General features: G+C 70.0%; 21 protein-coding genes. 19 read left to right on the forward strand and 2 right to left on the reverse strand.

Annotated elements, in window-relative coordinates; all coding sequences use genetic code 11:
* The first annotated feature begins 368 nt into the window (after positions 1 to 368).
* Positions 369 to 1295, forward strand: a complete 927-nt coding sequence (locus ACIBVL_RS19880; protein WP_399098506.1) for a LacI family DNA-binding transcriptional regulator — start codon at positions 369 to 371, stop codon at positions 1293 to 1295.
* A 198-nt stretch (positions 1296 to 1493) separates the two neighbouring features.
* On the opposite strand, the gene ACIBVL_RS19885 is transcribed toward ACIBVL_RS19880, so the two are convergent.
* A complete protein-coding gene (locus ACIBVL_RS19885) occupies positions 1494 to 1898 on the reverse strand; it encodes a cupin domain-containing protein (protein ID WP_399098507.1) in 405 nt (134 codons plus the stop codon).
* Between the two features lie 232 nt (positions 1899 to 2130).
* On the opposite strand from ACIBVL_RS19885, the gene ACIBVL_RS19890 reads away from it, so the two are divergent.
* From ACIBVL_RS19890 to ACIBVL_RS19945, 12 genes are all read left to right on the forward strand, one after another.
* On the forward strand, positions 2131 to 2694 hold the full coding sequence (locus tag ACIBVL_RS19890) for a carboxymuconolactone decarboxylase family protein (protein WP_399098866.1): 564 nt from the start codon (positions 2131 to 2133) through the stop codon (positions 2692 to 2694).
* Positions 2691 to 4223: a sugar ABC transporter ATP-binding protein gene (locus ACIBVL_RS19895; protein WP_399098508.1), complete on the forward strand. Its 1533-nt coding sequence runs from the start codon at positions 2691 to 2693 to the stop codon at positions 4221 to 4223. Before ACIBVL_RS19890 ends, ACIBVL_RS19895 begins: the two co-directional genes overlap by 4 nt.
* On the forward strand, positions 4220 to 5236 hold the full coding sequence (locus ACIBVL_RS19900) for an ABC transporter permease (protein ID WP_399098509.1): 1017 nt from the start codon (positions 4220 to 4222) through the stop codon (positions 5234 to 5236). The genes ACIBVL_RS19895 and ACIBVL_RS19900 overlap by 4 nt, the downstream gene beginning before the upstream one ends.
* A 96-nt stretch (positions 5237 to 5332) precedes the next feature.
* Entirely contained in the window at positions 5333 to 6295 is a 963-nt protein-coding gene (locus ACIBVL_RS19905) for a sugar ABC transporter substrate-binding protein (RefSeq protein WP_399098510.1), read from the forward strand.
* Between the two features lie 105 nt (positions 6296 to 6400).
* Entirely contained in the window at positions 6401 to 7312 is a 912-nt protein-coding gene (locus tag ACIBVL_RS19910; protein WP_399098511.1) for a LysR family transcriptional regulator, read from the forward strand.
* Positions 7313 to 7409: 97 nt separating this feature from the next.
* The gene (locus ACIBVL_RS19915; RefSeq protein ID WP_399098513.1) at positions 7410 to 8327 is read left to right on the forward strand and encodes a VOC family protein; all 918 of its coding nucleotides are present in this window, start codon (positions 7410 to 7412) and stop codon (positions 8325 to 8327) included.
* 59 nt (positions 8328 to 8386) lie between these two features.
* Complete coding sequence (locus ACIBVL_RS19920; protein WP_399098514.1) at positions 8387 to 9835, forward strand: NAD-dependent succinate-semialdehyde dehydrogenase; 1449 nt, start codon at positions 8387 to 8389, stop codon at positions 9833 to 9835.
* Positions 9832 to 10602, forward strand: coding sequence for a fumarylacetoacetate hydrolase family protein (locus ACIBVL_RS19925; protein WP_399098515.1), 771 nt, complete (start codon positions 9832 to 9834; stop codon positions 10600 to 10602). Before ACIBVL_RS19920 ends, ACIBVL_RS19925 begins: the two co-directional genes overlap by 4 nt.
* Complete coding sequence (locus ACIBVL_RS19930) at positions 10599 to 10970, forward strand: VOC family protein (RefSeq protein ID WP_399098516.1); 372 nt, start codon at positions 10599 to 10601, stop codon at positions 10968 to 10970. The genes ACIBVL_RS19925 and ACIBVL_RS19930 overlap by 4 nt, the downstream gene beginning before the upstream one ends.
* Before the next feature lie 24 nt (positions 10971 to 10994).
* Entirely contained in the window at positions 10995 to 11780 is a 786-nt protein-coding gene (locus tag ACIBVL_RS19935) for an alpha/beta fold hydrolase (protein ID WP_399098517.1), read from the forward strand.
* The gene (locus tag ACIBVL_RS19940) at positions 11777 to 12247 is read left to right on the forward strand and encodes a heme-binding protein (protein ID WP_399098518.1); all 471 of its coding nucleotides are present in this window, start codon (positions 11777 to 11779) and stop codon (positions 12245 to 12247) included. Before ACIBVL_RS19935 ends, ACIBVL_RS19940 begins: the two co-directional genes overlap by 4 nt.
* A gap of 3 nt (positions 12248 to 12250) precedes the next feature.
* Positions 12251 to 13267, forward strand: a complete 1017-nt coding sequence (locus tag ACIBVL_RS19945) for a methionine synthase II (cobalamin-independent)-like protein (protein WP_399098519.1) — start codon at positions 12251 to 12253, stop codon at positions 13265 to 13267.
* Positions 13268 to 13330: 63 nt separating this feature from the next.
* Here ACIBVL_RS19945 and ACIBVL_RS19950 read toward each other — a convergent pair whose 3' ends face one another.
* Positions 13331 to 13618: a putative quinol monooxygenase gene (locus ACIBVL_RS19950; RefSeq protein ID WP_399098520.1), complete on the reverse strand. Its 288-nt coding sequence runs from the start codon at positions 13616 to 13618 to the stop codon at positions 13331 to 13333.
* A gap of 221 nt (positions 13619 to 13839) precedes the next feature.
* On the opposite strand from ACIBVL_RS19950, the gene ACIBVL_RS19955 reads away from it, so the two are divergent.
* From ACIBVL_RS19955 to ACIBVL_RS19980, 6 genes are all read left to right on the forward strand, one after another.
* Entirely contained in the window at positions 13840 to 15288 is a 1449-nt protein-coding gene (locus tag ACIBVL_RS19955; protein ID WP_399098521.1) for an aldehyde dehydrogenase family protein, read from the forward strand.
* 37 nt (positions 15289 to 15325) lie between these two features.
* Positions 15326 to 16525: an L-2-hydroxyglutarate oxidase gene (gene lhgO / locus ACIBVL_RS19960; protein ID WP_399098522.1), complete on the forward strand. Its 1200-nt coding sequence runs from the start codon at positions 15326 to 15328 to the stop codon at positions 16523 to 16525.
* Positions 16526 to 16676: 151 nt separating this feature from the next.
* Positions 16677 to 17537 carry an amidohydrolase family protein gene (locus ACIBVL_RS19965; RefSeq protein ID WP_399098523.1) on the forward strand — a complete coding sequence of 287 codons (861 nt, stop codon included), beginning with the start codon at positions 16677 to 16679 and terminating at the stop codon, positions 17535 to 17537.
* A 13-nt stretch (positions 17538 to 17550) separates the two neighbouring features.
* On the forward strand, positions 17551 to 19263 hold the full coding sequence (locus ACIBVL_RS19970) for a thiamine pyrophosphate-dependent enzyme (protein ID WP_399098525.1): 1713 nt from the start codon (positions 17551 to 17553) through the stop codon (positions 19261 to 19263).
* A 20-nt stretch (positions 19264 to 19283) separates the two neighbouring features.
* Positions 19284 to 20366, forward strand: a complete 1083-nt coding sequence (locus ACIBVL_RS19975; RefSeq protein WP_399098526.1) for an Ldh family oxidoreductase — start codon at positions 19284 to 19286, stop codon at positions 20364 to 20366.
* Positions 20367 to 20558: 192 nt separating this feature from the next.
* Positions 20559 to 20867, forward strand: coding sequence for a hypothetical protein (locus tag ACIBVL_RS19980; RefSeq protein WP_399098527.1), 309 nt, complete (start codon positions 20559 to 20561; stop codon positions 20865 to 20867).
* Positions 20868 to 21039: the final 172 nt, after the last annotated feature.

Consider the following 21039-nt stretch of genomic DNA (forward strand, 5'->3'; position numbering starts at 1 on the left):
AGACGTCGCGACGGTAGTGCCGGCGGGCGGGATCGCCGTGCGGCGCAGGCGTAGGGTCGTACGGAGCGGGGAAGGCAGCAGCTGGCGTCGGCCGGCGCCAGCGCCAGAAGGGTGCCTACTGGGGCGAGCGGATCGGTCTGGAAGGCGGTGCCGGGCTCGGCGTCGGGTTTCCACAGCAGTCCCACGGCCGAGCCCGCCTGGTCGACGCCGTTCTGGAGACTCGGTGCCGAAGGGCTGAGGCCGACTGGAACGATCTAGTCGCGTAGGCTGGGGTCCCGAGCTTAAACGTTCTAGAGATCGGACGCCGCTTTCGGTGACACCGCTCGTGGGTGGGTGCGCCCAGTCCGAGGAAGAAGGAGTGTGCCGGTATGGGTCGTTCTGGCCGGGTGACGTTGACTGACGTGGCCAAGGCGTCCGGAGTGTCGCGCGCGACGGTGAGCTTCGTCCTGAACGACGACCCGCGGCAGACGATCTCGGCGGCCACCAGGGAGCGGGTGGTGGAGGCCGCCGCCGATCTGGGGTACGTCCCACACGGCATCGCCCGCGCCCTGCGTGAGGGATCCTCGCGCATCGTGGTTCTCAACGTCGACTGGGGCATGGAGGGCAACTTCTCCCGCAGCTACGTCCGGGGTCTCGACGAGGAGCTGGCCGAGCACGACCACATCCTTCTGGTCCGGCATGGGCATGCGATCCCGGAAGCGACTCAGAAGGTCCTCGACACCATCGCGCCCCGGGCCGTGCTGCGGCTCGGCGAGGTCTACATGCAGGGCCACGCGCCCAATGCGGAGGACTGGGAGAACGGGTTCGCCGCCAACGCCGCCCTGCAGCTCACCTACCTCGCCGAACGGGGACACGCCCGCATCGCGATGGCCATGCCCGACCACGACTTTCCACTGACCGCGGCCCGCCTCGGATTCGCCCGGGAGGCCGTCCGGCGGCTGGGACTTCCCGCTCTGGAACGCTTCGTCGTACCGAGGCCGCGGGAGGCCGGCGCGGCTGCCGTCAAGGTGTTCCTGGCAGCGCATCCGGATGTGACCGCCCTGGCCGCCTTCGACGACGACATCGCCCTGCGCAGCCTCACCGCGCTGAACGACCTCGGGGTGCGCGTGCCCGAGAACATGGCGGTGATCGGCTTCGACGAAACCGAGCACGGCTCCTTGTCCACGCCCGCGCTCACCACTGTCCACATCGACGCCGAGATCCTCGGTCGGATCGCCGCCCGCGACGCCCTGGGCATCGACAGCGGGGGGCTGGCGCCCGTGCCTGGCCGGATCGTGGTCCGCACGTCGGCGTGAGCGCGGTTCCGGTTCCTGGTTCTGGTTGTGCGTCGGCGTTTCTGGGGGCGTCCTGGGCTTTGGCTCCGCGATGGAGGCTCGCGACGCCGGCGCAGGGGTCCGTGGTCTGAGCCAGGGCCACCAGCACTCGCCGCTGATCGACGGGATCGGCGGCCCAGATCCGGATCCGGTCCAGCCTCCCCTTCACCGACTGTTCCCTCACCCCATCCGGTCCTCGGCTGACAGATGCTGCACTGTCCTGCCCGTTTGCGTGAAAGTCCGTGTCACATGCCCTGACGTGTACACCCACAGGATGCGAAGCGGGGTGTCCCCGATGTTGCGGAACAGGTGGGGAACGGGAGAGGGGATGTAGGTGGTGTCGAACTTCTCCAGCTTCGTCACCTCGCCGTCCACCACCACCTCCGCCTCGCCGTCCAGGACCGTCACGTGCTCGTCGCAGTTGTGCGTGTGCAACGGCGCCCCGGAACCGACCGGGTACACGCTCATCCCGCTGGTGATCCGATTCTCCCCGCCCGCCGAGGGCGTGGTGATCAGCGGCGTGGTCAGCACGGCTCCGCCTCGGTCGAGCAGCGGCACCGACGCGACCTTGATGATGGTGGTCATCCGGGGTTCCTCTCCACTTCACGCTGTTGCGTCGAATGACGTTAGGTCGCGTCCGCGTGAATGGGTGCCCTCCAGCGTGCAGTTTTACCTTGCACTCCGGGAGGGGTGAGCTTTTCCGGCCCGGCGGTACCGTCGGCTCGCACCGCACGGCTAGTGATCCGTTCGGGAAACGCGCCGGAAAGAAAAGGCAGGTACTGCCCAGATGAGGCTCCCCGTTCTCAGCGAAGAGGAAATGGATCCGCGCCAGCAGGAACTGGCTGCCCGCATCGCCGGCCGCCGCGGTGCCGTCCGCGGCCCCTTCCGGGTCTGGCTGCACAGCCCGGAGATGTGTGAGCGCGCGGAGTCCCTCGGTGCCTTCGCCCGCTTCGACTGCGGCCTCCCCAAGCATCTGCGTGAGCTGACCCTGCTGATGGCCGCCCGTAACTGGGACGCGCAGTACTCGTGGAACGCCCACGTCCACCAGGCGATCGAGGCCGGCATCCCGGAGGCGGCCGTCAAGGCCGTCGCCGAGAAGCGTGAGGCGGTCTTCGACAACGAGGCGGACCAGGCCTTCTACCAGTTCTGCCGGGAGGTGCTGGAGGAGCACTTCGTCACCGACGAGACCTTCGCGCGCGCCCATGAGCACTTCGGTTCCAAGGGCCTGGTCGACACCATCGGCGCGCTCGGCAACTTCACCATGCTCGGCATGTGCCTGAACACCTTCCAGGTGGACCTGCAGGCCGACAGGGAGCCCCCGTTCCCGGACATCCGCGGCTTCGGGCGGGTCGTCGCCGACAGCGACGGGCCGCGGCCGTGACAGCCCGCCGTGACCGGGGCTCCGAGGCCGTGGTCCGCGACCGGGAGGCCGTGGTCCGCGTCCGGGGCGTCACCAAGACCTTCGGCGGGGCGGCCGCCCTCAAAGGCGTCGATCTCGATCTGTATCCCGGTGAGATCCACGCGCTGATGGGCATGAACGGCGCCGGCAAGTCGACGCTGGTGCAGGTCCTTTCCGGCGTGCACCAGGCCGACGACGGCACCATCGAGGTGGCCGGGCAGGCGCACTCCGGGCTGACCGTGCGCAAGGCGCGCAGGCTCGGCATCGCCTGCGTCCCGCAGCGCCGCGAACTGGCCATGGGGCTGACCGTCGCCGAGAACGTCATGCTCGGCGACCTGCCCACCCGGGGCCGTACCGTTCGCTGGAAGGCCGTTGAGCAGGGGGCCCGCGAGGCGCTTTCCGGCCTCGGCATCGACATCGACGTACGCCGCGTCGCCGGGACCCTCACCGTCGCCGAACAGACCATGGTCGAGGTGGCCCGCGAGGTCCGCCGCGGCGGCCGGATCCTGATCCTCGACGAGCCGACCGCTTGTCTGAGCGCCAAGGACGCGGACCGGATCCGTTCGCTGGTGCGGACCTTGCGGGACGACGGCGTAGCCGTGGTCTACATCTCGCACTACATCGACGAGGTCATGGCCGTCGCCGACCGGCTCACCGTCCTGCGCGACGGTGCCGTGGTGACCAGCGCCCCGGCTGCGGAGATGGACCCTGCCTCGCTGGTGCGCAGCATGGTCGGCCGGGACGTCGTCTCGCGGCGCCCCGAGCGCCCCGCGCCGAAGGACGACAGCGGTCTCACCGTCCGCGGGCTGAGCCACGGTCGGGCCGTCCGAGACTTCACCGTCGACGTGCGCAAGGGCGAGATCGTCGCCGTCCTCGGGCCCGCCGGCGACGCCCAGTCACTTTTGTTCGACCTGCTGTCCGGACGGCAGTGCCCGGACGCGGGGCAGATGTGGGTCGACGGGCGGGCGGTGCCCTTCGGCAAGGTGTCCGCCTCGCTGGCCAGCGGGCTGCGCTGCGTGACCGGCGACCGCCGCACCCTCGGCCTGGTCCAGGGCATGACCCTGGACGAGAACCTGATGCTGGCCGGGGACCGCTTCGCCCGCCGTCGACTGCACCGCCGTGGCGAACTCGCCCGCCGTGCCGCCCCGTTGCGCAGCGGCTACGGCGTGGTCGCCCTCACCGGCAACCCCCCGGTGGGCGCGCTGTCCGGCGGCAACCAGCAGAAGGTCCTGCTGGGCAAGTGGCTGGAGACCGACCCGGTCGCCTGTTTCCTCGAGGACCCCACCAACGGTGTCGACGTCGCCGCCATGGCCGACATCCACACCCTGGTCGACGAGCTCGCCTCGCGCGGCGTGGCCGTGCTGCTGGCCTCCTCCTCGGCCGAGGAGGTCTTGCGCCTCGCCGACCGTGTCGTGGTCGTCAGCGCCGGCCGCACGGTCGCCGAGCACGACATCACCGCCATCACCCGCGACGAGCTCGTCGCCACTGCCCTCGGAGGTCAGCCGCAGTGAGCCTCAAGACCCCCTCCGCAGCCCAGGACGTCGCCGCCGGCCCGCCGGAACGCACCGCGTCCCGGATGTTTCCGCAGGCCCTGCTGCGGGTCCCGCACGGCGGTCTGATCGTGGTCCTCGTCCTGGTGGCGCTGTTCACCGCCCTGCAGGCGGACTCTTTCACCAGCTCGCAGAACCTGCTGAACGTGCTGCGGCAGATCAGCGTGACCGCCGTGCTCGCGGCCGGGCTGACCGTGCTGATGACCGCGGGCGGCATGGACTTCTCCATGGGCAGCAACGTGGCCGTCACCGTCTCGGTGGGCGCGACCCTGCTGCACGACGGTCGGCCCACCGCCGTGACCGTGGTCGTCACGCTCGCACTCGCCACCCTGACAGGCCTGGTCAACGGCCTGGTCGTGACCTTCACCCGGGTCGCCCCGTTCGTCGCCACCCTGGCCTCCGCGATGCTCCTCGACGGCGTCGCCCTGCTCGTCCTGGACGGCGAGTCGATCACCATCGGCCAGCGGATGTGGGCCCTCGGCAACGACAAGGCGCTCGGCGTTCCCTACTTGTGTGTCGTCGCGATCGTCGTGCTCGCGGCGATCGGGCTGGCCATGCGGTTCACCACTTTCGGCCGGGACGCCTTCGCGATGGGCGGCAACGAGCACGTGGCCAGCCTCAGCGGCATCAATGTCTCCGGACGCAAGCTCGCCCTGTACGCCCTCGCCGGCGGCCTCGCCGGTCTGGCCGGACTGATGCTGCTGTCCCGGCTCGGCGCCGCTGCCCCCAACACGGGCGGCCTGCAACTGCAGCTGACCGCTGTCGCCGCGGTCGTCATCGGCGGCACCTCGCTGGCCGGCGGGCACGGCACTGTCGTAGGCACCGTCCTCGGCGTGGTCCTGCTCGGCGTCGTCGCCAACGCGCTCAACCTGCTCCAGGTCGACAGCTACTACCAATACGTCGTGACCGGCGGGGTGCTGCTCGTCGCGGCGATCATCAACGAATTCCAGCGCAAGTCCGTGCCCGGCCGCTAGCGCCACACGACGAGACCTGCCCACTTCCCCGCAGCCCCCAGTGCGCGCCCCTACGTCCGCAACCTTCTCTTCAACGATGCAGGAAAGGCCAACCCCATGAAGCCCACCACCCGGCCCCGCCGCACCGCCGCGGTCTCGCTCGTCGGTGTCGCCGCCCTGGTGCTGTCGGGATGCGGCACCGAGGACGACGGGGCGGGTGGCGCCGGCGGCTCGGTCACCCTCGGGTTCGTCAACGGCGCCAACACGCACTTCCACCAGTGTCTGCTCAAGGCCGTCGAGGAGACGGGCAAGGCCGAGAACGCCACCGTCTACTCCGCCAACTCCAAGCAGGACGCCGGTACGGAGCTGTCCAACATCGAGGACATGATTGCCCGCAACGTGGACGCCCTGATCGTGCAGACGGTCAACGTCGACGCCCTGGAAGGCGACATAGCCAAGGCCAAGAGCGCCGGCATACCGATCTACCTCACCTCGGTGGCCACCTCCGACCTGTCGGACGTGCTGGGTGTCGCCCAGGTCGACCTGAAGAAGCTCGGAGCGCTGGACGCGGGCTGGATCGAGAAGGACGCCGCCGGCAAGAGCGTGAAGGTCGGCATCGTCGCGGGCGCCCCGGGCGCCGCCTCCGACCTGATGGTGGGCGGCTTCAAGGACGCGCTGCCCTCGACCGCCGAGGTCGTCGCCAACCAGCCCGGGATGTTCAACCCCGCCAAGGCCCAGGACGTCGCCGAAAACATGATCCAGGCTCAGCCGGACCTGGATTACGCCTTCGTCGCCAACGAGGAGATGGCGTTCGCCGTCCGCAAGGCCTTCGACGCGGCGGGCGCCGAGGACGTCAAGATCGTTACTGCCAACGGTACCGAGGACGGCATTGCCGCGGTGAAGAGCGGACAGCTGTCCGCGACCGTCGCCAACTCGGCCATGACCATCGGCCAGACCGCGGTGAAGAACGCCATCGGCCTTCTCGACAAGAAAGAAAGTGTTGACAAGATTGCCAACATTCCTCTTGTCTTGGTCGACAAGGACAACGTGAGCGAAGCACCCCAGTACTGCCCCAAGTAGCGGGCCCCACCGGGAAGCGGTGCCTGCCTCACCATGCCCGAGCCGCATTTGCACCCTCCGCTCCCGGCTTTTCCGTGAGCGGGCGGGAGCCCCCGGAGGAAAAACATGGATCGCTTGCTCCTCATGCACAGCTTCGTCACCGTCGCGCAGGTCGGCAGTTTCAGTGGGGCCGCCAAGAAGCTGGGTTCGTCCGGCTCTCTGGTGTCACGGCATGTCGCCGAACTGGAACGACAGGTGGGTGTCCGTCTGGTCAATCGCACGGCCCGGTCCGTCAGTCTCACCGAACCGGGCCAGCGGTACGCGGAATTCGCCGCCCGCATTCTCGACGAAATCGAGGCCGAGGACGCCGGCATTGCCCATCTCCACGACCGCGCCGAAGGCACACTGAGCATCATCTGCCCCAAGTGGATAGGCAGCCTGGACCTCGGTGACGCCATCGCCGCGTTCTCAGCCGCGCATCCGAAAATCCAGGTGCGCTTCGAACTCGGCGGCATGTCCGACCGGACGTACGACTTCCTGGACAGCGGGTTCGACGTTGCCTTCCACACAAGGGACCTGCGCGACTCCAGCGTCCGCCTCAAGAAGATCTCCTCACTGCCGTTCGTCCTGTGCGCCTCGAAGGCGTACATCGACCGGCACGGCGCCCTCACCCACCCGAACGACCTCGCCACCCATGACTGTCTGGTGCACGTGAACGACCCGGTCTGGCGCATCGGTCACGGCCACGCGAGCACCCTGCACAAGATCCGCAACATCGCCTTCTCGTCCAACTCCTACATCGCCCTGCAGAAAGCGGCCGTCCACGGCCGGGGCATCGCCCTGCTCCCGCAGCGTCCGGTCTACGACGACCTCGTCTCCGGCGCCCTACAGGCCCTGCTGCCCGACCTGGCCGTGCCCGACCGGCCCCTGTTCGCGATCTACGGCCCCGGGCAGGACACCCCGCGCAAGGTCAGCGTGTTCCTGGACTTCCTCGCCGAGTGGTTCTCGCAGAACCCCATCCCGGCGATCCGGCCGTAACCGCAAGAAACGATTGCGCACCTCGTGCGGCTCGGGTCATTGAGGGTCCCGCGACCCGAAACCTACGCTCACGAGGCGACCCGGAAACGAGGAGTCCATGGGAATCCAGAGAATCGAATCGGTCACCTACGGCATCGACGACCTCGACGCATGTGTCCGGTTCTTCGACGACTTCGGGCTGTTCCCGGTGGAACGGACCGGCGAGCACGCGGTGTTCGAGACGCTCACCGGGCAGACGCTCCATCTGGACACCGAGCCGGGCCCGCTGCTGCCGCCCCCGGTGGAGGACGGCCCCACTCTGCGCGAGGTGGTATGGGGCGTCAACACCCCTGAGGAGCTGGAGCGGCTGGTGGCGGCGGCCGGCAAGGACCGGGGGATCCAGGAGAGCGTCGACGGCGTCCACCACACAGTCGACGAGACAGGCTTCGGCGTCGGCCTGACCCTCGCCCGGCCGAAGCACGCCCGCGTCAGACCCCGCCCCGCCAACGCGCCAGGCCGCGTCGACCGCTGGAACACCGCCCTGGAGCCGCTGGGGCGCGCGTACCCGCTGCGCATGTGCCACGTCGCCCTGAACATCCCCAAGCGGGGCAAGGACGATGCTGTCGCCTTCTACACCGAGCGCCTCGGCTTCCGGCCCACCGACGTGGTCGAGCCGATGGGCGTCTTCATGCAGGCGCCGGGCGACGACGACCAGCACACCATGCTGCTGTGCCACCGCCCCGACCGCGCCGGGATCAACCACATCGCCTACGAGGTCCCCGGCTTCGACGACGTCGTCGAGGGCGGAAATTACATGATCGAGCAGGGCTGGCGGGAGGCCCGCAGGCTGGGCCGCCACACCATCGGCTCGAACGTGTTCCGCTTCCTGCACGCCCCGTGCGGTGGCCGCGTGGAGTACGCCGCCGACATGGACCGGGCCGATGACAGCTACGAGACCCGTGTCCACGAGACCACCCCGCCGCACCACATCTGGGCCCTGCGCAGCAACCGCGACCAGGACGCCCCCGCTTCCTGAACCACCCACCCGCGCAGCCCGAGAGCCAGCCTGAGAGCCAGCCTGAGAGGCACCCACCCATGACCACCGACCACGGCCACCCCGCCGTCCGCATGTACATCGCGGGCGAGTGGTGCCAGGGCGGCACCGGCACCACCGCCCCGATCGTGAACCCGGCCACCGAGCAGGTGATCGGAGAGGTACCGCTCGCCACGACCGCCGACCTGGACCGGGCGCTCACCGCCGCCGAGGAGGGCTTCCGCGTCTGGCGCGGCACGCCTGTCGCCCGGCGTACGGAGATCCTGCACGCCGCCGCCGACCTGATCAGCGAGCGCGCCGTCGAGATCGGCCGCGTCATGACCCTGGAGCAGGGCAAGCCCCTGACGGAGTCGACCGGCGAGGCCCGCCGCACGGCGGAGACTCTGCGCTGGCACGCCGACGACGCCCGCCGCGCGTACGGCCGCATCATCCCCTCGGCCCCCGGCACCGTGCTGACCGTGCGCCGCGAGCCGATCGGCCCGGTCGCCGCGTTCGTGCCGTGGAACTTCCCGGTCGGCGGCCCCAACCGGAAGATTTCCTCGGCGCTCGCGGCCGGCTGTTCGATCATCATCAAGGGCTCGGAGGAGACCCCCGCCACGGCGGCCGCCTTGGTCCGCTGCTACGCCGACGCGGGCCTGCCCGCCGGTGTCCTCAACCTCGTCTTCGGCGAGCCCGCCGAGGTCTCCGCCCACCTCATCGCCTCACAGGTCACCCGCCTGATCGCCTTCACCGGCTCGGTCCCGGTCGGCAAGCTCCTCGCCGCCGAGGCCGGAAAGGTCATGAAGCCCTCCCTGATGGAGCTGGGCGGCCACGCCCCGGTGATCGTGTGCGCCGACGCCGACCCCGTGCAGGCCGCGCGCAAGGCCGCGCAGGCCAAGTTCGCCAACGCCGGGCAGGTGTGCACCTCGCCGAGCCGCTTCCTGGTCCACGAGAGCCTGGTCGAGGAGTTCACCGCCGAGTTCCTGAAGGCCGCCGAGGAGGTCGTCGTCGGCGACGGACTGGCCGAGGGTACGACGATGGGCCCCCTCGCCAACGAGCGCCGGCTGAAGGCCATGGAGCGCCTCACCGCCGACGCCGTCGCCCGCGGCGCCAAGGTGCTCACCGGCGGCGAACGGCTCGACCGCCCCGGGTACTTCTTCGCGCCGACAATCCTGACGGACGTACAGGAGGACGCGGAGCTGCTGCACGAGGAGCCGTTCGGGCCCCTCGCGCCGATCGTGCCCTTCTCCGATCTGGACGAAGCGCTGGCGACCGCGAACCAGTTGCCCTACGGGCTGGCCGCCTACGGCTTCACCCGCTCCGCCGCCACCGCCGAACGGCTCTCGGACGAGCTGGAGGCCGGGATCCTCTCCCTCAATCACTGCGGCGGCTCGGTCCACGAGGCCCCCTCCGGAGGGGTGAAGGACAGCGGCTACGGCCGCGAGGGCGGCCCCGAGGCCCTGGACGCCTATCTGGTCACCAAGCGCGTCTCCCACCTGCTGGTGCCATGAGGTACGCACGCGTATCGGTCGGCGGCCGGACGGTGTGGGGCCGGGTGGGGGAGGAGGACATCGAGCTGCTGTCCGGCTCCCCTCTGGACGGTGATCCGGAGGTCGTCGGCGAGACGTCACTCGGGACGGCCGTATGGCTGCCGCCCGTTGTCCCGCCCGTCTTCTACGCGGTCGGCTACAACTACCCGCGTCACATCGCGCACGCCGGAGCGCCGACACCCGAGCGCCCCGAAGTCGGATACCGCGCCAACAACGCGCTCACCGGCCACGGTTCGCCCATCGTCAAGCCCGTAGAGGTCGAGGGCCGATTCGAGGCCGAGCCCGAACTCGTCGCGGTCATCGGCCGTACGGTCCGGCACGCCACCCATGAGGAGGCGCGCGAGTCCGTCTTCGGCTGGACCATCGGCAACGACGTCAGCGCCCGCGCCTGGCAGCACCAGGACCGCACGTTCTGGCGCAGCAAGAACAGCGACACCTTCAAGCCGATGGGCCCCTGGATCGAGACGGACGTCGACGCCCTCGCGCAGACCACGACCCTCCGCGTGAACGGGCAGGTCCGCTCGGAGTTCGCCACCGGCGACATGCTCTTCGACCCCTTCGACTACATCGTCGAGATGACCCGCCACCTCACCCTGCATCCCGGTGACGTGCTGTGGATGGGCGCCGAGTCGACCTGCCGGATCGAGCCGGGCGACACCGTGGACGTCGAGATCAGCGGCATCGGTGTGCTGTCCAACCCCGTACAACTCGAAGGGAAAGCTTCATGAGCGCGGAACCCCGCTACATCCACCACGTCAACTTCCCCACCACCGACCCCGACCGGACCGCCGAGTGGTACACGAAGGTCTTCGGGATGAAGCGGATCACGCCCAAGTCCAACACCAAGGTGGTGCTGATGACCCGGGGCAACTTCGACCTCCACTTCACCCCGGTCGAGGAGATGGAGCGCATGGCGCCCTACCACTTCGCCGTCGAGGTCGACGACTGGGACGACTTCCTGGAGCACCTGAGGGATCTGGGTATCCGGCACACCCGCCCGATCCAGCGCCCCGAGAACCAGTCGAAGTTCTGCTACATCCACGACCCCGACCACACCATGATCGAGCTGGTCTGGCACGGCAGGCGTCCCAACTAAACAAGCACGTACGGGAGTTGACCCATGCCCATTGCCGACTCCGACGGCACCTCCATCTACTACGAACGTCACGGCAGCGGCCCGGCGATCCTCTTCGTGCACGGCAGCGGCGGTCACCACGCCGCCTGGTGGCAGCAAGTGGCCTCCCTGCGCGAGGAGTTCACGGTCGTCACCGTGGACCTGCGCGGCTTCGGCAAGTCCGACTCGTCCATGCCCGAGTTCGACGGACAGGACTTCCCCGGTGACGTGGTCGCCGTCCTCGACGCCGAAGACCTGACCGACGCCATGCTGGTCGGCCAGTCCATCGGGTCCGTCGCCGCCCTGCGCGCCGGCCTGATGCGTCCCGAGCGCGTCTCCTCCGTCGTCCTCGGTCACTCCCTGGGCGGCATCAGCCACCCCGAGCTCAAGGAGCTGGCCGCCGCCGACCGAGCCGAGGCCGTCAAGCTGCCGGTGATCGACCGCCTGCTGACCAAGCGGTTCCAGCAGGAGCGCGCCGACCTGACCTTCCTGTTCCAGCAGATGGGCACGTTCAACGTCGCCAGGATGCAGGACCTGCGCAACCTCGACACCAACGGCCCGTCGCTGGAGGAGATCCAGGCCTCCGGAGTGAAGGTCGCCTTCCTGGCCGGCGAGAAGGACGCGGTCCTCAGCGTCAAGACCATCACCCGCGCCCACGAACTTCTGCCCGGCTCCCACCTGGAGATCGTCGAGGGCGCCCCGCACTCCATGTACTGGGAGACGCCCCGCGAGTACAACGCGGCGATCGCCCGTCTGCGCCGCACCCTCACCGGACCGAAGGAAACAGCATGAGCAGCCTCACCCTGGACGCCGCCGAGGAGATCATCGCCGCCGCCCACAAGCGCGCCCGGGCCGTCGGGAAGGCGGTGAGCGTCGCCGTCGTCGACGCGGGCGGTTTCCCCATCGCGATCCGCCGCCTCGACGGGGCCCGCCCGCTCACCCCGGACATCGCCCGCGCCAAGGCCTACACCGCAGCGATCATGCAGCGCCCCGGCACGATGCTGAAGAAATGGCAGGAGAGCCAGCCCGTCTTCTTCTCCCAGCTCTCCCAACTGCCCGGCGCCGCCATGCCGATCATGGCCGCCGAGGGCAGCCTCACCATCAAGAAGGACGGCGAGATCATCGGCGGCCTCGGCATCGCCGGCGGCACCGCCGACGAGGACCAGCAGATCACCGAAGAAGTCCTCCAATCCCTCGGCTATGAGCTGGACTTCGCCGCCTGGGGTGTCGCGGGCAAGCCCGCCGGAAAGGACGCGTGAACCATGGCGGACACCTTCAACTACCGCATCGACCACCACGGCAGCCTGGTCCGCCCTGCGGGTCTGACCCGTGACGACGCCGACGCGGTGGACGCGGCGGTCCAGGACGTGGTGGCGTACCAGCGCAAGCTGCGCTCCACGGTCGTCACCGACGGCGGTTACCCGTACGAGGACTTCCGCAGCCCTGTCCTCGACGGGCTCAGCGGGGTGCGCCGCACCGGCGAGACGGACGGCCACGGGCTCGCGTGCTGGGTCGCCGAGGCGTTGCCGAAGGCCGACGGACCGCTCGTGGCGGATCGCGTCAAGCGCCTTGGCGAACTCACCGCCATGGCCCCGAAGGTGAGGCTGCCGGCTCCCTCCTACCTCGCCGCCACGCTGTACAACGCCGAACTCGCCGCCTCGGGCGGGCCTGCCTCCGCCCGCGAACTGGGCGAGGCGTTCGCGGGGATCATCCGGGCGGAGATCGCGCGCCTGGTCGGCGCGGGTGTCCGCCTGATCCAGCTCGACAACCCGCTGATGCTCGCGGCGACAGCACCGGCCGAGGTGCCCATCGGCGCCTTGTCGTTCGCGGACGCCCTCGCGGTCGACGCACCCGCCGTCCGCCTCGACACCCGCTCCGAAGGGGTCCGCATCGGCGTCTGCCCCGGCTGGGCGGCCCCCGCCTCGGTGGACCTGGCCAAGGCCGATCGCCTGTACGCGGAAGTGCCCGCCGACCGCTGGGTTCTGCCGCTGCTCACCGGATCCGAGGCGGAACACGACCTCGTACGCGCCCTGCCCGAGGAGCGGGATGTGTGCTTCGGCGTGGTCGACGCCGCCCGTCCGGGGCTGGAGGAGATCGACACCGTACTGGACCGCCTGGACGCGGTCGGGGAGCTGAAGGACCTGGAGGACGCGGCCGTCGCGCCCTCGCGCGGCTTCGCCGACATCGCCGACCGTCCGCTCGTCGCCGCCGATGACCAGCGCCGCAAGCTGGTCCTGGTCGAGACCCTCGCCCGCTACGTCTGGGGCAACGAGTTCTGACCCGGGGCCTGCCGAAGGCCGGGAAGCGCCACGCGGGCGTCCCGGCTTCAACACGCGCTACCGCTAGAGGACTTCGGCGAACGTCACCGACCGGTCGGTGAGCAGCGGCCACACCGCCTCCACGATCAGTTCCCTGAAGTGCCCGGCGGCCTTGTGCGCCTCGAAGCCGGCCTGGTCGGCGTACAGCTCGTACAGCACGAAGTTGCCGGGCTTGCCCACCTCCGCGTGCACCTGGTACTCCAGGTTCGCCGGCTCCGCACGGGTGTGCTCGCGCACCTTCAGCAGCGCGGCGCGCACCGTGGCCTCGTCGGCGGGGTCGCAGTAGTAGCGGGCGATGACTGCGTAGGCCATGTCTGTCTCTCCTTAGCGGCTGTGCGGCTGCCGCGGGCCGGGCCCTGCGGCCTGCCGATTCCAGCACGGATCACTCACCCGCCGACCTGCGTGCGGCGCAAGCAATGCCTGCCGCCGCGGGGCTGGTGGCCCGTCCCGACATGGTGTGTTGTCGCATTCGGCCCGCACGGCCGTGCTCTGTGCAGACCGCGTCACCGCGGCGGACGAAGGAAGTGATCTTCATGCGTACTGTGGAAGCCCTTTCCGGCGGGGAGTGGGTGACGACCGGCGAGTGGATCGACGTCCACGACCCGGCCGACGTGCGCGCCCCGATCGCCCGCGTCCCCGCCCTCGCCGCCAAGGACGTCACCCGCGCCTACGACCACGCCGAGCGCGCCTTCGCCGTATGGAAGAGCACCAGCCCCTTCGGCCGGGCGCGCATCCTCACCGACGCGGCACGGCTGATCCGCGAGCGGGTCGAGGAGATCGCCGCCGACGTCACGGCCGAGAACGGCAAGACACTCACCGAGGCGACCGGCGAGACCCTCAAGGCCGCCGACTTCCTGGAGTACTACGCTGGTCTCGCCCGCCAGGGCTACGGCACTCTCCTGCACGACGTACGACCCAACCACCGCACCCACACCCAGCGTGAGCCCATCGGCGTGATCCTGGTGATCAGCCCTTGGAACGACCCCCTGATCACCCCGGCCCGCAAGCTCGCCCCGCTGCTCGCGGCCGGCAACGCGGCCGTGTTCAAGCCGGCCACCGAGACCCCGCTGTCCGGACTGCACTTCGCCCGCGCCCTGCACGACGCGGGCCTGCCGGCGGGTGTTCTGAACGTGGTGACCGGTCGTACGGCGGAGATCGAGGAGGCCCTCCTCGACGACCCCCGGATCGTCGGCGTCACCTTCACCGGCTCCAACGCCGTCGGCAACCGCATCCGCCGCCGCCTCGCCGACCGCAACGTCCGCTTCCAGGGCGAACTCGGCGGCAAGAACGCCTCCGTCGTCCTGAAGGACGCCGACCTGCCGGCCGCCGCGAAGGCCGTCGTGGCAGCCTCCTTCGGCCAGGCCGGCCAGCGCTGCACCGCCACCAGCCGGGTCATCGTCGAGCAGTCGGTGTACGAGGAGTTCACCCGGCTGCTGGTACGGGAGGTGGAGGCGCTGAAGGTCGGCCCGGGCAGCGACCCGACGACCACCCTGTGTCCGTTGTCGAGCCCCAGGCAGCGCGACAGCGTCCTCGCCGACGTCGCCAAGGCCGTCGAGCAGGGCGCCACCGTCCTCACCGGTGGCACGGCGGACACCGAGGGCGAGCGGGCCCACGGCTGCTTCGTCCGGCCGACCGTCCTCGCCGACGTCACCCCCGAGACGGCGATCTGGCGCGAGGAGGTCTTCGGCCCGGTCCTCGCCGTCCGCACGGTCGATGACTTCGCTGCGGCCGTCGACGCGGTCAACGACTCCGACTTCGGGCTCGCCGCGGCCGTCTTCACCCGCGACCTCGCCTGCGCGTACCGCTTCGTGGACGAGGCCGAGTGCGGGCAGGTCGCGGTCAACTCCACCACCACCGGGTGGGACGTCCACCTGCCCTTCGGTGGGTTCCGCGACTCCGGAACGGCCTACAAGGAGCAGGGTGACGAGGTCCTGCGCTTCTCCACGCGCGTGAAGACCGTCGCCGTCCACCTCGGCGCGTGACGCCGCGTGACGCCCGTATCCCAAGGAGGCAACCGCCATGGCTGACGAGACCATCGGCATCGTCGGCGCCGGCATCGTGGGCCTGGCCACCGCCCGGGAGATCTCCCTGCGCCGCCCTGGCACCCGGGTCGTGGTGCTGGAGAAGGAGCACGCGGTCGCCGTGCACCAGACCGGCCATAACTCGGGCGTCGTGCACGCCGGCATCTACTACGCGCCGGGCAGTCTGAAAGCGGACCTGTGTGTACGGGGGGTGTCCATGCTGCGTGAGTACTGCACGGAGCGCGGGCTGCCGTACGAGGAGATCGGCAAGCTCGTCGTCGCCGTACGCGAGGACGAGCTGGACCGCATGGAGAACCTCTACCGGCGCGCCAGAAACAACCACGTGCCGGACCTGCGGAAGGTCTCCCGGGAGGAGATCCGGGAGATCGAGCCGCACGCCGGCGGCATCGCGGCCCTGCACTCCCCGCGCACCGCGATCACCGACTACAAGGCGATCGCCCGCGAGTTCGCGGGGGACATCGGGACCTCCGGCGGCGAGGTACGCCTCGGCTTCCCCGTCACCTCGATCACCAACGTGCCGGGCGGCATCGAGGTGGCCTCCGGCCAGGACCGGATCCGCGTCGACCGGCTGATCCTCTGCGCCGGCCTGCACGCGGACGCCGTCGCCCGGCTCGCCCAGGACAAGCAGGAGCCGCGGATCATCCCCTTCCGGGGTGAATACATGCTGCTCAGGCCGGAGAAGACGGACCTCGTACGAGGACTGATCTATCCAGTGCCCGACCCCCGATACCCCTTCCTCGGCGTGCACTTCACCCCCCGCGTCGACGGCTCGGTCGAGGTCGGCCCGAACGCCGTCCTGGCCCTGGCCCGCGAGGGCTACCGGCGCGGCCGCATCTCGCCCAGGGACCTGCTCGGCCTCGCCGGCTACCTCGGTACCTGGAAGATGGCCGCGCAGCACTGGCGTACCGGCATCAAGGAGTACCGCGGCTCGTTCTCCACGGCCGCCTTCATGAAGGACGCGGGGCGGTACGTCCCCGGCGTCGGCGTGTCCGACGTGGTGCGTGGCGGCGCGGGCGTCCGTGCCCAGGCCCTGGACCGGGACGGCACGCTCCTGGACGACTTCCGCATCCACCAGGCCGGCCGGGTCACCGCCGTCCGCAACGCCCCCTCCCCGGCCGCCACGGCTTCCATGGCGATCGCCGGACACATCGTCGACGCCGTTTTCGACGACGCGTGACGACGTGTCGCGCACACAGTAAATGCCCTGCGTGCAGCGGTGTTTCGCGCAACAACAGCTTGCATCCCCAAGGCTCTGCAAGGTCTCGCGTCCCGCCTAGCGTTCCGTCCGTACCACCCCACCACGCCGCTCCAGAGAAAGAGTTGAAAGCATGTTCGTTGTCGACACCCAGATCCACATCTGGAAGGAAGAGACCCCGGACCGCCCCTGGGTCCCCGGCGCGCGGGAGCGCATCCGCCTCAACGGACACCGAGAGGATCCCTTCTCGTACGAGGAGGCCCTGGAGCTGATGGACGAGGCCGGAGTCAACCGGGCCCTGATCCTGCCGCCCTCCTGGGAGGGCGACCGCATCGACTACGCCCTGGAAGCCTGCGAGGCGCACCCGGACCGCTTCGGCATCATGGCCCGCATCCCGCAGAACAAGCCCGAAGAGGGCAAGGCCATGCTGAAGGACTTCGCCGAGAACCCGCACGTCAAGGGCACTCGGCTGACCTTCCACCGGCCGATCGACCGCAACTGGATGATCGACGGCACCAACGACTGGTACTGGCCGATCGCCGCGGAGCTGGGCATCCCGACCATGGTCCACGCCCCGATCTGGAAGCGTGAGCTCGGCGAGATCGCCGCCAGGCACACCGAGTTGAAGATCATCATCGACCACATGGGCATCATGGCCCGCTGCGTCGACGACGCGATCGGCTACTGGGTCCAGGAGACCGCTGACCTGGCCGCCCACTCGAACATCTACGTCAAGGTCTCGGCGCTCCCGGGCTACTCCACGCAGCCCTTCCCGAACAACAACATCCAGAAGTACGTGCGCGAGATGGTCGACAAGATGGGGCCGCAGCGCTGCTTCTACGGCACCGACATCACGCGGCTGCTGGGGCACGGCGTCACCTACACCGACACGATCGAGCAGTTCACCAAGCACTGGGACTTCACGCCCGAGGAGCTCGAATGGATCATGGGCCGCGGTATCTCAGAGGTCCTGAACTGGCCGATCGAGGGCTGAGGAAGCACGAGAGATGACCGACACGACCAACTCCCCGGGTGCCGACGGCGGCGATGCTCTCGTTTCCGCCTTCAACGCCGTCGGCGCCGACTACCTCTTCTGCTCCTCGGGCTCCGAGTGGGCCCCGGTGTGGGAATCGCTGGCCCGGCGCCACCGGGACGGGCTGCCCTGCCCCGAGTATCTGGACCTGACCCACGAGACCATCGCGGTCGGCATGGCCACGGGCTACGGCCTCGTCAAGCGCCGCCCGCAGGGAGTGCTGCTGCACGCGGCTCCCGGCCTGCTGCAGGGCTCCATGTCCGTCCACGGGGCGCTGCTTGCGGGCGTCTCGATGGTGGTCAGCTCTTCGGAGTCGACCACCTATGGCGACGGCCCGGGGCAGGACCCGGGCGGCCAGTGGTACCGCAACCTGTCCATGGTGGGTGGCCCGCATGGAGTGGCTCAGCCATTCACCAAGTGGTCCAACGAGGCGGCCAGCGTCCACACACTGCCCACCATGATCACGCGGGCGGCGGAGCTGGCATGGCGGGCACCGGCGGGACCGGCGTACCTCAACATCCCGCTGGAGATCCTCCTGGAGGACTGGGACGGCCGCGAGGCCAAGTCCATCGTGCCGCCCGGCTCCACGCACAGCTCGCCGGAAGAGGTCGACCCAGTCGCGCAGATGATCCGGGAGGCCGTGAACCCGGTGATCGTCACGGAGACGGCGGGCCGGGAGGCGGGCGGCTTCGAGGCCCTGGTCGCCCTCGCCGAGGCGTGGGACATCCCGGTCGTCGAGCCCGACTCGGCGGTCTGCGGCAACTTCCCGCGCACCCACCCGCTGCACGCCGGCAGTGACATCGGCCCGTGGATGGACGAGGCGGACCTGATCCTCCTCGTCAACTGCCGCGCCCCGTTCTACCCGCCGTCCCGCCGGCCCTCCCAGGCGCAGATCGTCGTCATCGACGAGGTGCCGCAGCGCCCACACGTCGCCTACCAGGTCCTGTACGCCGACAGGTACTTGGAGGGCAACGTCGCCAACACCCTGCGCCAGCTCACCAAGCGGGCGAAGGACCTCGACGAGGCCGCGATCGCCGTACGGCGGGCCGCGCAGGAAGAGCGACACGCCGCCGAGCAGGCCGCCATCGCCGACGCCGAGGCGAAGGCCTCGGCTCGGTCCGAGGGCATCGACCCGGTGCTGGTCGCCGCCACCCTGCGCACCCTGCTCGAGGGACGGGACGGGATCGTCGTCGACGAGACCATCACACACAGCCGCATCGTGAAGCGCCATGTGCGGACCGACGCCCCCGACTCGTACTTCTACGTGCAGGGCGGACTCGGCCAAGGCATCGCGGTTGCGCTCGGCGTCAAACTCGCCGCACAGGAACGCCCGGTGGTGCTCACGATCGGCGACGGCGCGTTCGCGTACAACCCGGTCATCCCGTCGTACGACGCGTCCAAGGCGTACGAACTCCCGCTGCTCATCGTGGTGTTCAACAACCGCGTCTACAAGTCGATGAACCTCAACCACCGCAGGTTCTACCCCGAGGGCGCCGCCGCCGAGACGGGGGAGTGGCTCGGCACCGATCTGCACCGGCTGCCCCGACTCGCCGCGTTCGCCGAGCCGTTCGGCATGCACACCGAGACCGTCGACGTGCCGGACGCGCTCGCGCCCGCGCTGGAGCGTGCCCTTAAGGCCGTGTCCGAGGGCACCACCGCTGTCGTCGACGTCCTCGTCACCCGCTGACCCAGGAGGCACCCGCCATCATGACCGACACAGCGACCCCCAAGCCGGGCAAGGTACGCCTCCCCGCCGAGGGCCTGCGCACCTTCTCCGCCGCCCTCCTGGAGAAGGGCGGCCTCAGCCCGGAGAACGCCGCCACCACCGCCGACGTCTTCGTCTGGGCCGCGCTGCGCGGCGTCGACTCCCACGGCATCGCCCGCGTCCCCGCCTATCTGGAGCTCCTCGCCAAGGGCGTGGCCAACGCGCAGGCCGAGATCAGCATCGAGTCGACCACGCCGGCCGCCGCCGTCATGGACGCCGACCGCGCCCCTGGCCCGGTGGCCCTCAGCGCCGCCGCCGAGGAGGCCGCCAATCGGGCCCGCACCACCGGCATCGCCTCGGTCGGCGTGCGCGGCACCGTCCACACCGGCGCCATCGGCTACTACGTCTCCAAGATCGCCGGACAGGGTTTGGTCGGTCTCGGCTTCGTGGCCGGCATGCCCAACATGGGCTACACGGGAGTGAAGGGCGCCGCCGTGGCAACCAGCCCGCTCGCCATCGCCGTACCGACGGACGCGTCGTCCGGTGACGCCCCGCTGCTCCTGGACATGGCCACCGCCACCATCGCCCTCGGCAGGATCCGCCAGGCGAAGGCGAGCGGCACCCCGCTGCCCGAGGGCGCGGCCGCCACCGAGGACGGCACCCCCACCACCGACCCGGAGAAGGCGGTCATGCCGCTGCCGCTGGGCGGCGTCAAGGGCTCCGGCATGTCCCTCGCGTTCGAGCTGCTCACCAGCGTCCTGGTCGGTGCGCCGATCTTCGCCGCGTTCCACTCGGACGACCCGAAAGGCCGCAAGCACCGCCAGAACGCCCTGCTCATCGCCATCGACCCGGCCGCCTTCGGCAGCACCGAGGGCTTCACCGAGGGCGTCGAGGCCACGCTGTCCACGCTCAAGGGCCTGCCGGTCGCCGACGGCGCCGACGGCGTGTACTACCCGGGCGAGCGCAGCGCCGCCGTGGCGGTGGAACGGGCCGAGCACGGCATTCCCGTGGCGCCCAAGGTGTGGCGCGAACTCATGGGGAATGCCGAGAAGTTCGGGATCACCCCGCCGACACCCCTCGTCTGACAGAGGACGGGATCGGATGTCGCCAGCCATCGGAGGGGACGGTTGACGACTGCTGTTTCCTCAGCGCCGGACGGCTTCCCGCACATGGCGGTCGATCAAGGAGCAGGTCTCCTGCGCCTTCTGCTCGTCCGTGCCGTACTTGTGGTCGCCCCGGCCACGTCGTGATGCCCGAGCAGAACCCGGTTCCACAATATGCTCGGCCTGCGGCGTCTCATGGTCGCAGGCGGCACCGAAGCCGCGCTGGTCATGGCTTTCCTGGCGACCTCGGTCGGCGTCTCGTATCCCCTCGCCCTGTACCCGTCGATCCATCTCCTCGGCGGATGCGTAGGCCTCCTCTGCACGAGCGCCCAGAACGCCACCTTCGTCGCGGTCCCGCCCTCCCGGACGGCCGACGCCACCACCCTCCTCAACATCCAGCGGCAGACCGCCGCCGCCTTCGGCGTGGCCCTGGCCGGCACCCTGTCGGCATCCCTCGCCGGGTCCGGCGGCGCCGCTGCATAATTGCGTCGGCTTTCTCACCATGGCCGCGCTGAGCCTGCGTGCCGCTCTCCTGGCCCTGCACATCAGCGACCGCCGCTCCGGGAGGCGTACGAGGCCGACGCCGCGCACCACGCGTCCGTACCGGCGGGCACCGCCGCCGATCCCTGACGGCTCCGTATGCTGGGCGTCCGGT

The sequence above is a fragment of the Streptomyces sp. NPDC049687 genome, assembly GCF_044465285.1.
In the GTDB taxonomy this organism is placed as follows: domain Bacteria; phylum Actinomycetota; class Actinomycetes; order Streptomycetales; family Streptomycetaceae; genus Streptomyces.

Coding starts and splice junctions, on each gene's coding strand:
- ACIBVL_RS19880 (WP_399098506.1), top strand. CDS start 369: ATGGGTCGTTCTGGCCGGGTGACGTTGACTGACGTGGCCAAGGCGTCC.
- ACIBVL_RS19885 (WP_399098507.1), bottom strand. CDS start 1,898: ATGACCACCATCATCAAGGTCGCGTCGGTGCCGCTGCTCGACCGAGGC.
- ACIBVL_RS19890 (WP_399098866.1), top strand. CDS start 2,131: ATGGATCCGCGCCAGCAGGAACTGGCTGCCCGCATCGCCGGCCGCCGC.
- ACIBVL_RS19905 (WP_399098510.1), top strand. CDS start 5,333: ATGAAGCCCACCACCCGGCCCCGCCGCACCGCCGCGGTCTCGCTCGTC.
- ACIBVL_RS19910 (WP_399098511.1), top strand. CDS start 6,401: ATGGATCGCTTGCTCCTCATGCACAGCTTCGTCACCGTCGCGCAGGTC.
- ACIBVL_RS19915 (WP_399098513.1), top strand. CDS start 7,410: ATGGGAATCCAGAGAATCGAATCGGTCACCTACGGCATCGACGACCTC.
- ACIBVL_RS19920 (WP_399098514.1), top strand. CDS start 8,387: ATGACCACCGACCACGGCCACCCCGCCGTCCGCATGTACATCGCGGGC.
- ACIBVL_RS19925 (WP_399098515.1), top strand. CDS start 9,832: ATGAGGTACGCACGCGTATCGGTCGGCGGCCGGACGGTGTGGGGCCGG.
- ACIBVL_RS19930 (WP_399098516.1), top strand. CDS start 10,599: ATGAGCGCGGAACCCCGCTACATCCACCACGTCAACTTCCCCACCACC.
- ACIBVL_RS19935 (WP_399098517.1), top strand. CDS start 10,995: ATGCCCATTGCCGACTCCGACGGCACCTCCATCTACTACGAACGTCAC.
- ACIBVL_RS19940 (WP_399098518.1), top strand. CDS start 11,777: ATGAGCAGCCTCACCCTGGACGCCGCCGAGGAGATCATCGCCGCCGCC.
- ACIBVL_RS19945 (WP_399098519.1), top strand. CDS start 12,251: ATGGCGGACACCTTCAACTACCGCATCGACCACCACGGCAGCCTGGTC.
- ACIBVL_RS19950 (WP_399098520.1), bottom strand. CDS start 13,618: ATGGCCTACGCAGTCATCGCCCGCTACTACTGCGACCCCGCCGACGAG.
- ACIBVL_RS19955 (WP_399098521.1), top strand. CDS start 13,840: ATGCGTACTGTGGAAGCCCTTTCCGGCGGGGAGTGGGTGACGACCGGC.
- lhgO (WP_399098522.1), top strand. CDS start 15,326: ATGGCTGACGAGACCATCGGCATCGTCGGCGCCGGCATCGTGGGCCTG.
- ACIBVL_RS19965 (WP_399098523.1), top strand. CDS start 16,677: ATGTTCGTTGTCGACACCCAGATCCACATCTGGAAGGAAGAGACCCCG.
- ACIBVL_RS19970 (WP_399098525.1), top strand. CDS start 17,551: ATGACCGACACGACCAACTCCCCGGGTGCCGACGGCGGCGATGCTCTC.
- ACIBVL_RS19975 (WP_399098526.1), top strand. CDS start 19,284: ATGACCGACACAGCGACCCCCAAGCCGGGCAAGGTACGCCTCCCCGCC.
- ACIBVL_RS19980 (WP_399098527.1), top strand. CDS start 20,559: ATGCTCGGCCTGCGGCGTCTCATGGTCGCAGGCGGCACCGAAGCCGCG.